This is a genomic window from Thiorhodococcus drewsii AZ1 (assembly GCF_000224065.1).
GTDB lineage: Bacteria > Pseudomonadota > Gammaproteobacteria > Chromatiales > Chromatiaceae > Imhoffiella > Imhoffiella drewsii.
In genome coordinates this window covers 60588-70056 of record NZ_AFWT01000027.1, presented here as the reverse complement: position 1 = coordinate 70056, position 9469 = coordinate 60588, and the positions used below count along the sequence as shown (strand labels likewise).

5 protein-coding genes are annotated in these 9469 nt (G+C 61.4%); 1 reads left to right on the top strand and 4 read right to left on the bottom strand.

What is annotated here, in order from left to right; all coding sequences use genetic code 11:
• Positions 1 to 291 precede the first annotated feature (291 nt).
• Positions 292 to 4155 (top strand): hypothetical protein, encoded by a 3864-nt coding sequence (locus THIDRDRAFT_RS26540; RefSeq protein ID WP_007042071.1) that lies wholly within the window; start codon positions 292 to 294, stop codon positions 4153 to 4155.
• A gap of 370 nt (positions 4156 to 4525) precedes the next feature.
• Here THIDRDRAFT_RS26540 and THIDRDRAFT_RS16730 read toward each other — a convergent pair whose 3' ends face one another.
• The 4 genes from THIDRDRAFT_RS16730 to THIDRDRAFT_RS16715 all read right to left on the bottom strand — a co-directional run bounded on the left by THIDRDRAFT_RS16730 (position 4526) and on the right by THIDRDRAFT_RS16715 (position 9413).
• On the bottom strand, positions 4526 to 4996 hold the full coding sequence (locus tag THIDRDRAFT_RS16730; protein WP_007042070.1) for an SHOCT domain-containing protein: 471 nt from the start codon (positions 4994 to 4996) through the stop codon (positions 4526 to 4528).
• A gap of 68 nt (positions 4997 to 5064) precedes the next feature.
• Positions 5065 to 7731 (bottom strand): replicative DNA helicase, encoded by a 2667-nt coding sequence (locus THIDRDRAFT_RS16725; protein ID WP_007042069.1) that lies wholly within the window; start codon positions 7729 to 7731, stop codon positions 5065 to 5067.
• 299 nt (positions 7732 to 8030) lie between these two features.
• Entirely contained in the window at positions 8031 to 8480 is a 450-nt protein-coding gene (gene rplI, locus THIDRDRAFT_RS16720) for a 50S ribosomal protein L9 (RefSeq protein WP_007042068.1), read from the bottom strand.
• Between the two features lie 48 nt (positions 8481 to 8528).
• Positions 8529 to 9413: a YybS family protein gene (locus THIDRDRAFT_RS16715; RefSeq protein ID WP_245535873.1), complete on the bottom strand. Its 885-nt coding sequence runs from the start codon at positions 9411 to 9413 to the stop codon at positions 8529 to 8531.
• Positions 9414 to 9469 lie beyond the last annotated feature (56 nt).

The following is a 9469-nucleotide window of genomic DNA, read 5'->3' as shown; positions in this document are numbered from 1 at the left end:
TGATGCGGTCTACCGATCGGGAAACGGGGTGGGGCCAAGATCGTCGATCGCTTCGGCGAGACAACACTGGGGCAGCGCCAAACCGCTGCGATTGAGGTGGCCAGTACAACTTAAATTCGGGGGAAAACTGTCCTGGACATGGGGTCCACTTTAGGATCAAGCTTTTCCGGCGCGATTCCCGCTGAACAGGCGAAGTCGGATTAAGTAAACTGTCGCCGGAACGCCCCGGAACGAGTCAACGGCTCCCCGGAACTGCTGGTTGCGGCTGCTTCACCTCATGGAGGACTGGTTTTGAGTGTTGTCGAGAGGCGCTACGACCGACTGATACCTTGCCTTGAATATCTAACGGACGAGGTGGTGCTAGCGCAAGCATGGAAGAAAGCTGAGCGCTACGCCCGCTGGTATAATTGGTATGCGGACACATTAGCGCTCGATCTCGCCGTGTTGACGATCGAGTCGGACCTCGCCGACTGGGCAGCACAGGTTAGGCAGCCTAAGTTTCAGCCGGAGCCGATGCAACTGGTGCCGGCGCCGAAAAACTGTCCCTGGGAATTTCCGCACTCCGAGAGTGAGTCGCCAACCAGCCGCGACTGGATGCCGAAGGAACCCCCGCAGCTGCGGCCGCTGGCGCATCTCACCGTTCGCGACCAGGCCCTCGCCATGGGACTGGTGTTGTGCTTCGCCGACGCAGTTGAGACCTTGCAGGGACCGACGGATCAACCCGACGCCGAGACCGCTCGGAAACGAGGGGTTTTCAGCTACGGCAATCGGCTCTGGTGCGATTGGCAAAACCACGAGAATCAGCCCGCGCATGCCCGCTTCCGTTGGGGGAGCGCCGCGACCTACTCTGCGTATTTCGAAGACTACCGTCGCTTCCTTGCTCGCCCAGCCGAGCTTGCCCGAGTCGCGGCCTCCCGGTGTCGAGCAGAACAGACGATCTATGTCGTCGAGCTAGATCTCAAGCGCTTCTTCGACTGCATTAGCAGGGAACGGTTGGTCACTCGTTTAGCCGCAATTTGGCGTCTCTATGCTCGTCATTTCGGGCCTCGAAACAGATCCAAGCTCGAATCGGGCTTCATTGATTCGGCACATCGAATCATGTCCTGGAAATGGTCTGACGAAGCCGAAGCACAGAGAGGTCTTTTTTCCGATCCATCCTCCGAGGATCAATCAGACCAACGCCTGCCAGCGGACCTGCCTCAGGGGCTGGTCGCATCGGGCTTTCTATCCAATGCCTACATGCTGCGGCTTGATCGCTGGATAGGACGGCAAGTCGGGAGCAAAGACGACGAGGACGATGTGCTCCTCTATGACTATTGCCGGTACGTCGATGACATGCGGCTAGTGGTGGAGACTGATCGCCGCAAAAACCCCGAGGACGTTGGCAAGAAGGTTGCTCACAAGCTTCAGGGGTTGCTGAATCGGTATTGCAAAGGACTCGACGAAGAGTTCCAGCTTTGCCTCAACCCGGCCAAGACAAAGGTCGTTCCCTGGGCTGACTACGCAATCCAGGGCAGTGCATCCGTCCAGATGGCATGGCTGCAGGGACTGATCAGCGCGACCCCGGACCAGGACAGCCTGCGCCAGGCCACGACCGGTCTCGATGGGCTTCTATGGCTCTCAGAGGCGATTGAATCGGCGGACAAGGTGCAGCGCAATCCCCTTGCATTGTCGCGCATTGCGCTACCGAAACTGGACGTTCGCGACGATACCCTGAAACGGTTTGCGGCTTACCGGCTACTCAAGTCTTTTCGTCTGCGCCAGTCCATGACCAGCGAGGGGCGAAGAGATGATCCGGATTCGGAGGCGACACTCGACGGTGCATCAAGGTCGACCCTAGAGCATGAAATGGAGGCCACGGCTCGCAAACTCGTTGCAAGCTGGTCGCGCAACCCGGCGCTAGTTCCCGTGCTGCGATGTGGACTCACGCTGTTCCCGAGTCCTGAGCTGCTAACACCGATCCTTGACGCCTTGATGCTCAAGCGTTTGCCTGAACCCAAAGACTTTGCTCAAGAGCAAGCGGTCGCCGATTACGCAATTGCAGAGCTGTTGCGAGCCGCCGCCGTCGACATCGGTTATCGGGATGCAGAACCGATCCCTCGCAGGGCTGACCTAGAGTCGTTTCGCGAGCAGCTTGCCACCATCGCTCGGACAGTGTTGGAAGAGAGCCCCGCCGCGCCCTGGTTTCTGCGACAACAGGCAGCACTCTATCTTGGATCGCTGCTCCAGCCCGAAGCCGATCTGGTAGCGGACATGTCGCTCAAGGACTACAAGCTGCTCCACGACGCCCTCCTGTTCCGCCAACCTGACAAGAATGACGCAGCTCGCGCCATTATTACGGGGCTTATCGGACAGCAGCTGGGGGCAAACCAGACGCGTTTTGCGACCTGGGTCGACGCCATCCTGGACAAGCAGCAAGGCAAGGCGCAGCAGGATCTCGTCACCGCACTTGGCCACATGCGCCCAGATCTACTTCAGGCCGCCTGGAAAGCCCACGGCGACAAACGTCGCGGCTGGACACATGGCCTTAATCGCGATCAGAACTATTTGCGCCCTAGCCACTATGTCGCGGGGAAGTGGGGCGACTGGCATACCCTCGGGTTTGAAGCCTTGCCACTGATAAAAGTAGTGCTGCGCCGGGACAATCCATTTCGCCAGGAGAATGCAGCCCTTGGTCTGCTTGCCGCCTTGCTCAAGGCGATGCGTCGTCCCGAGTACCTGGAGGCACGCGCATCCTGGGGTTTGTTGAATCTTGAGGTTGCCTGCAACCGATGGAAGAACCCTCAGCACCCCGACGCCTCTTTCGAGATCACCGTCATCGAGAATGGGCCAACGGACCCGCGCAATCAGCCGCCGAACTGGTGCCGGAAAGACATGACCTGGGCCTATGCCGTCGGGCGTGTTCTCCGCGCCTGCATCGTCGGTGATCCCGACTTTACCGCCCGAGGTTTCCTGGTCCGCGAGGACCATGCCCGTTACCGTGGCTTGTCATCGTCTTGGCCTAAGCGTCGCCTCGGTCTACTGAACACCCCGGAGGGACTGCTCGGAGAACCAGCCCCGCTGTCGCCCTGGTTAATCGACCTCATCATGTATCTGCTGCAATGGCCTGGAGTACACCCCTCCAATGGCGTGATTGAGGGGCTAGATCGGGTAGAAACCCCCGAGCAACTGGCGCAAATCGTCACCAAGCGTCAGGAACAGCAGCGGCAGATCTACGGGATGCAGTCGAAGCTGCCGATTTACGTGCTGCCGGCGAGCCGAGGTCCGCGGGAGAACGAAAGAGCGCTTCGCGTCGCCATGGTCCAAACCCTGATGCCGCGCATGACCGACTTCGACGTCAAGAATCCGCTTTATTGGTCTACGGACTACCGGGCGCGTCATCGCGCCCACCTCGCCTCCGTGTGCCGCCTGGTTGCGCAACACTTGGCCGCCGAGCGCAGTGTCAACCCCCAAAATACGGATGAGGGAAAGCCTGCGGGTATCGACTTGATCGTGCTTCCGGAGCTTTCGGTTCACCCGGATGATCTGTGGCTGCTGCGTAGCCTGTCAGATACCACTAAATCCAATCTCTTCGTCGGGCTCACTTTCCAGGAAGGTAGCGACGGCAAAACGGTCAACCATGCGCTCTGGCTGCTGCGCCATGAGCACAACGGGAGTCGAGAAATTGTCCGAGTGCATCAGGGCAAGCAGCACATGACCAAGGGCGAGCAAAGAATGGGCGTGCAGAGCAATCGCCCCTATCAGGTGCTCATCGAGCTAAATGGCCCAGCTGGAGCGCGCTATCGCCTCGCCGGAGCCATCTGCTACGACGCGACCGACCTGAGCTTGGCCGCAGACTTGCGCGACCAATCGGACTGCCTTGTGATCGCGGCCTTGAACAAAGACGTGCCGACCTTCGATACGATGGTGCAGGCGCTCAATTACCACATGTTCCAGCCCGTAGTCATGACCAACTGCGGCGAATTCGGTGGCTCCACTGCCCAGGTCCCCTACAAGGAACGCCATGAGAAGGTGATTGCTCACGTTCATGGAAGCGGCCAGATCGCGGTCAACATATTTGAACTCGACCTGACCGAGTTCAAGTCCAAACAACCGCAAGAGCCTGCAAGAGTTCTCAAAACATGGCCAGCGGGTTATCAGGGACGTCCGAAATAGGTCTGTTTTCAAACTGGAAGAGTTCTCGGCGGGAATTGCTGTACGTCAGCGGCCCGGACAAGCCTGGCACACGCTGTACAGATTTCGGAAGTACGAGCGAGCCCGTCACATGGACGTATACGGATCAAATTCTGACCGAGCAAGCGTGACTGTTTTACCCACATGGGAGCCTGGGAACGCGACCTCGGAATCGATTTGGACGCAATCACCGCGTGCGGCGAGGAATTCCGGAGACAGTATATGCAGCTCGTGAACCGGACGAGCGTCGGCTGTCCACGTAGCTACGGACTCCGACCGGCGAAGCACCAGTGTCCGCAGCTGGGACAAAGCCGTCGCTTGATATCAAGTAATCAGCAGCCAAGTCCGTCAGTCACAAACGACTCAGCAGCTCGGACTTCTTCCGGGCGTACTCGTCGTCGGTCAGAATTCCCTTACCGTGCAGTGCGACGAGACGCGCGATGGCGGCAAAAACGTCATGCTCGCTCGACGGGGTGGACAGCGCCGGCTTGGGAGCCGGGGCAGGCGCCGAGGATATCTGGCAGGGCGGCGTGCGGCCGTCGATGGAGACCACCGGCAGGCTGGACAGGTTCACGGTGCCGTACTGGCTGGTGAAGAGGATCGAGCCACCGCCGCCTTGCTGCTGCAAGAATCCGCCGATCTGGTGATCCAGGGTGTCGTAGATCCAGACCTGCCCGAAGGTCTCCACCGCGAGGCGGCGGGCATTGGCGAAATAATAGGCATAACGGACATTGTTCTGGCTTCCGGTCGCGCTGGGCGCGCCGAGATCTGCCGGCCACCAGTTGGAGGCCGGGGCCGGCACGAAGAGGCTAGAAGCACCCATCGGGGCACCCGCGTGCTGACTTTGCTGCCCACCTCCGCTCTGGCTCTGGGATTGGAAGCTGCCGGAGCTCAGCCGCCCTCGCCGTAATAGTTGCCGATGAAGTTCTCGAACTTGGTGTATTTGCCGAGGAAGGTCAGACGCACGGTTCCGATCGGACCGTTACGCTGCTTGGCGATGATGATCTCGGCGACACCCTTGTCGCTGCTGTCCTCGTGATAGACCTCGTCGCGATAGATGAAGACGATGAGGTCTGCGTCCTGTTCAATGGCTCCCGAGTTATGACTGACGATACCGTCCGCCAGCCAGCAGGATGGCCCCGGAACGGTCAGATCGAAGACCTCTTCTTCGCCATCCAGCTCGACGGCAACGACGGTATCCCAAAATAGATCGCTGGTGGCGGCCGCCTCCAACTCGGGATCTTGTAGCTGATGGGCATAATCCGCCAGCAAGGCTCTCGAGGGCGCGAAGCGGAAATGCGAGGTGCCGCCATAGGCGGTTCCGCGCATTGCCGCCATCGTTCGCTGAGAGATCCCTTTCCCTTGCATCGCGGATTTGACCCGAGCGAACACCTCTCTCGGCAGCGTATCGACGTTCGTATTGGATTTGACGTCGGCCAGCACCGCCTCCAATGCGGCGGCTTGGGAGACCCGAGGACCAAAGGCACCGACGCGAGCCAGGAAGACCTTCTGGTTTTCAGCCCCTCGAACCCAGACCATATAGGTTGTGCGATAGCCGGCCTGAACGACGGACTGGATACGGGCGACGATTCCCAAACGCATCACCAGGGCCGCCACGTCTTGCGCAAGACCATAGCTGTTGGTGCTCAGATGCACGCCATGGCTACCCTTCTGCCCCGGCTTTCGCAATGAGATAGTGCCGTCGGTCGCCCAAAGATGGCGCAGGAACAGGGCAATCTGATCGTTGCCCAGCCTGAACAGGTCGACGGGTACGCGCTTCTCGTGAGAGCGCTGGCCGAAGATCCCCAGTTCTCGCAACCAAAGGTTCACGCCGGCCGGATGCCAGCGATTGCCGTTGCCGCTGAAGACCAGCTGATGCCAGGCCCCTACACCGGCGTGGCGATTGATACGGACGCCGAACCGAGCCGCACTCTCGGTCACGACGCGACTGTTGTCCTCCGAGGCCGTCGTATAGCGCAGAGGCTGACCGCTCAGATAGCTGCCGTCGCCGATCAAATGTGCTAGCAGGATCAGCTGATGTTCCGGCCAACGCAGCGTCTCGACCGGCTCGGGCAGTTTGCGCGAGATCGCCAGACGCGCACCAGGCAGCAGATCGCCAACGATTTGCCAGCCATCGGCACCTAACAGTCGATGCTCGGCCGTTGCCCGGATCTGGCGGCCGCTCGCGAGCCGAACGCGTAAGACCGGGCGCCGCCCGACGCTCCAGACACAGTCGGCCTTGGCCTCGATCAGGCGACCGGCGGCATCGACCGACACCAGATCCGGACAGGTACCGACGAGATCCCGGATCGGAACGCGGCGACCGTCGGCCAGGACCACCAGGGTCTCCCCAGGCACGCACTCACGAAGATCCGACATCACCGGACGCTTGTTCGGACGTTGCTCCAGGCTGCGGTTGAGCTGCGAGAGCGCGATGACCGGAACGTTGAGCTCCTTGGCCAACCCCTTGAGCGAGCGCGAGATGGCCGAGATCTCGGTCGCCCGGTTCTCGCCCGCCCCCGGAGCCTGCATGAGCTGCAGATAGTCGAGCACGATCAGACCCAGGTCGTTCTGCTCGCGCTTCAGACGCCGCGCCCGAGCGCGCACCTCGGTCGGCGACATCGCTGGGGTGTCGTCGATGAACATGGGTGCGCCGGCGAGGATGTTGACCGCCGAGGTCAGACGCGGCCACTCGTCGTCCTCCAGCTTGCCGGTCCGCACCCGGTGCTGATCGATGCGGCCCAGAGAGGACATCATGCGCATGGCGAGCGAGTCGCCCGGCATCTCCATACTGAAGACGGCCACCGGTCGCTTGGACTGGATGGCGACGTTCTCGGCGATATTCATCGCGAAGGTGGTCTTACCCATCGAGGGGCGTCCGGCCACGATGATGAGATCCGAAGGCTGCAAGCCAGAGGTCATCTCGTCGAAGTCAGAGAATCCGGTCCCCAGCCCGGTGATGGGCTCGTCGCGCTGATAGAGCGTGTCGATGCGCTCCACCGCCCGGCTCAACAGCACCTTGATCGATTGAAAACCGCCCCCGCCGCGCGACTCCTGCTCGGCGATGGCGAACACCTTACGCTCGGCATCATCGAGTAGCTCGGCGGCATCGCGCCCCTGCGGGTTGTAGCCGCTGTCGGCGATCTCGGTCCCGGCGGAGATCATCTGCCTGAGCACCGAGGTCTGACGCACGATTCGCGCATAGGCCTTGATGTTCGCGGCGCTAGGGGTCTCGCCGACCAGCGTCCCCAGATAGGGCAAACCGCCGGCGTCGCTCAGACGCTCGGTGCGCTCGAGCGTCTCCGCCAGCGTCACCACATCGAATGGCTGATCGCTCTCGGCGAGCTTGACGATGGCCGCGAAGATGAGTCGATGCTCGCGCCGGTAGAGGTCCTTTTCCGAGACCATGTCGGCCACACGGTCCCAGGCGCTGTTATCGAGCATGAGACCACCAAGCAGGGACTGCTCGGCGTGGATATTGTGTGGAGGAACGCGCAGGTCGTCGACCCCCGCCTCCGATGCGAGTTTCGCAATCTCGTCGGCATCTGAATCGAACATGAGTCCTCGAACAGGCGAAGAAGCAGGCTGCGCCCTAGGGCGAGAGACCTACTGAGACAATGGCGGAAGAAGGCGGTCACCGTGCCCGGGGGCGAGGGACGATGGCCTCGGCATAAGGGGTTATTCTGTCGTGCTAAACAGAGTGAAACAAGAGCGCCGCAGATGGAGCGCGGGAAGGACGAAAAGCGCAAATAGGCGAAAACGGAAACGGGTCAACTGCGGCTATCCAGCCGCATGGGCGGAGCCGACCAAGCGATCAGCCCCCATCCCGGCAGGGCCGCCGGGATGGTCGCGGGGCATCAGTCCCCAGGAACGACGTCGACCTTGATCTCGACGTTCACATCCACGTGCAGATGCAGAATGACGTCGTACTCGCCGACCGCGCGGAAGGCACCATTCGGCAAGCGCACCTCGGACTTGTCCAGCTCGAAACCGGCCTCGACTGCCGCCTGAGCGATGTCAGCGGTTCCAACCGAGCCGAAGAGACGACCTTCGTCGCCAGCCTTGCGGGCAACGGTCAGTCGAACACCTTCCAGACGCGCCTTGCGTGCCTCGGCTGCAGCCAGCAGTTCAGCGGCCTCGCGCTCCAGTTCGGCGCGACGAGCCTCGAACGCCTCCAGGTTCTCTGGCGTCGCGGCGACCGCGAATCCGCCCGGAAGCAGATAGTTGCGACCGTAGCCGGCGCGAACCTTCACCTTGTCGCCGAGCACACCCAGGTTGCCCACATTCTTCAGCAGGATGACTTCCACTTGTGTATTCCTCTCAAAATTCGTTTGGATGCCGCAATCCGAATGATGTCAGCCTGACTTTGAGGTACGACGCGCCATTCGGCCACGAATGTCCAGCCAGACATCCACCAAGCCGAGACAGGCGACCAACAAGCCCATCTGCGGCATAAACACCATCAGCACATATAAACCGATCAACCATCCCCGAGGAGCATTCCGGATGTGACGCACGCCATGCGCCACGGCCAGCCCCTGCAACAGCAGGAGCACGCCCGACACCGGCAACAGCCCAGCTGCAGCGCCTGCGCCGGCCCCCATGAGGACCCAGCCCAACAGGACCAAAAACAGCCCCCCCACGACGCGACCGACGCCGAGCGCCCTGAACTCTTGCCCGAAACCGCCCGGATTGAAGAGCACCGCCTGCCACCAACGCGCCAGAAAGAGCCCGACGAGCGACTGCAGCACGAGCCCGGCCGCGAAGGCGCCGGTCATCCAGCGCTCGATTTCCGCGAACATCGCCTGGCTGGAATCCGCCTCGACCAGACCATCTTTGAGCAGCGACTGGCGAACTGGCTCAAGCAATTGATGCCAGTAGTCCGTCGGATCGCCGACCAGCGTGAAGAGGGCGATCACCAGCAGCAGACCGCCGAGCCCAGCGAGCTGGACCGTCAGATCGAGCGAGCGCCCCAGCCGCAGGACAACAGCCAATGCCCAGACGGGCAGCCAGAAGACCAGCAGGACGCCCAAGGCCGGCCAAAGCGAACCGAGCGCGAGCCAGGCGAACACCCCGGCCCCCAGCGTCGACAGCAGCATGAGCAGGATGCCCGCGCGCGCGCCATTTCGAAGCGTCACCAGCCCGACCGAGGCCGAGCTGATCAGCCCCAGAAGCGGCATCAGCATCGACAGCAAGGCCGAGACCGCAGCGACCAGCGCGGCCTGCGAATAGCCTCGCATAACGAAATGAGCGAGCGCCTTCAATGCGGAGACCTATACCGGGGATGTCATGCGAG

Bases quoted from the DNA above. Each gene is read 5' to 3' on its own strand.
- THIDRDRAFT_RS16730 (WP_007042070.1), bottom strand. From the start codon at position 4,996: ATGGGTGCTTCTAGCCTCTTCGTGCCGGCCCCGGCCTCCAACTGGTGG.
- THIDRDRAFT_RS16725 (WP_007042069.1), bottom strand. From the start codon at position 7,731: ATGTTCGATTCAGATGCCGACGAGATTGCGAAACTCGCATCGGAGGCG.
- THIDRDRAFT_RS16715 (WP_245535873.1), bottom strand. From the start codon at position 9,413: ATGCGAGGCTATTCGCAGGCCGCGCTGGTCGCTGCGGTCTCGGCCTTG.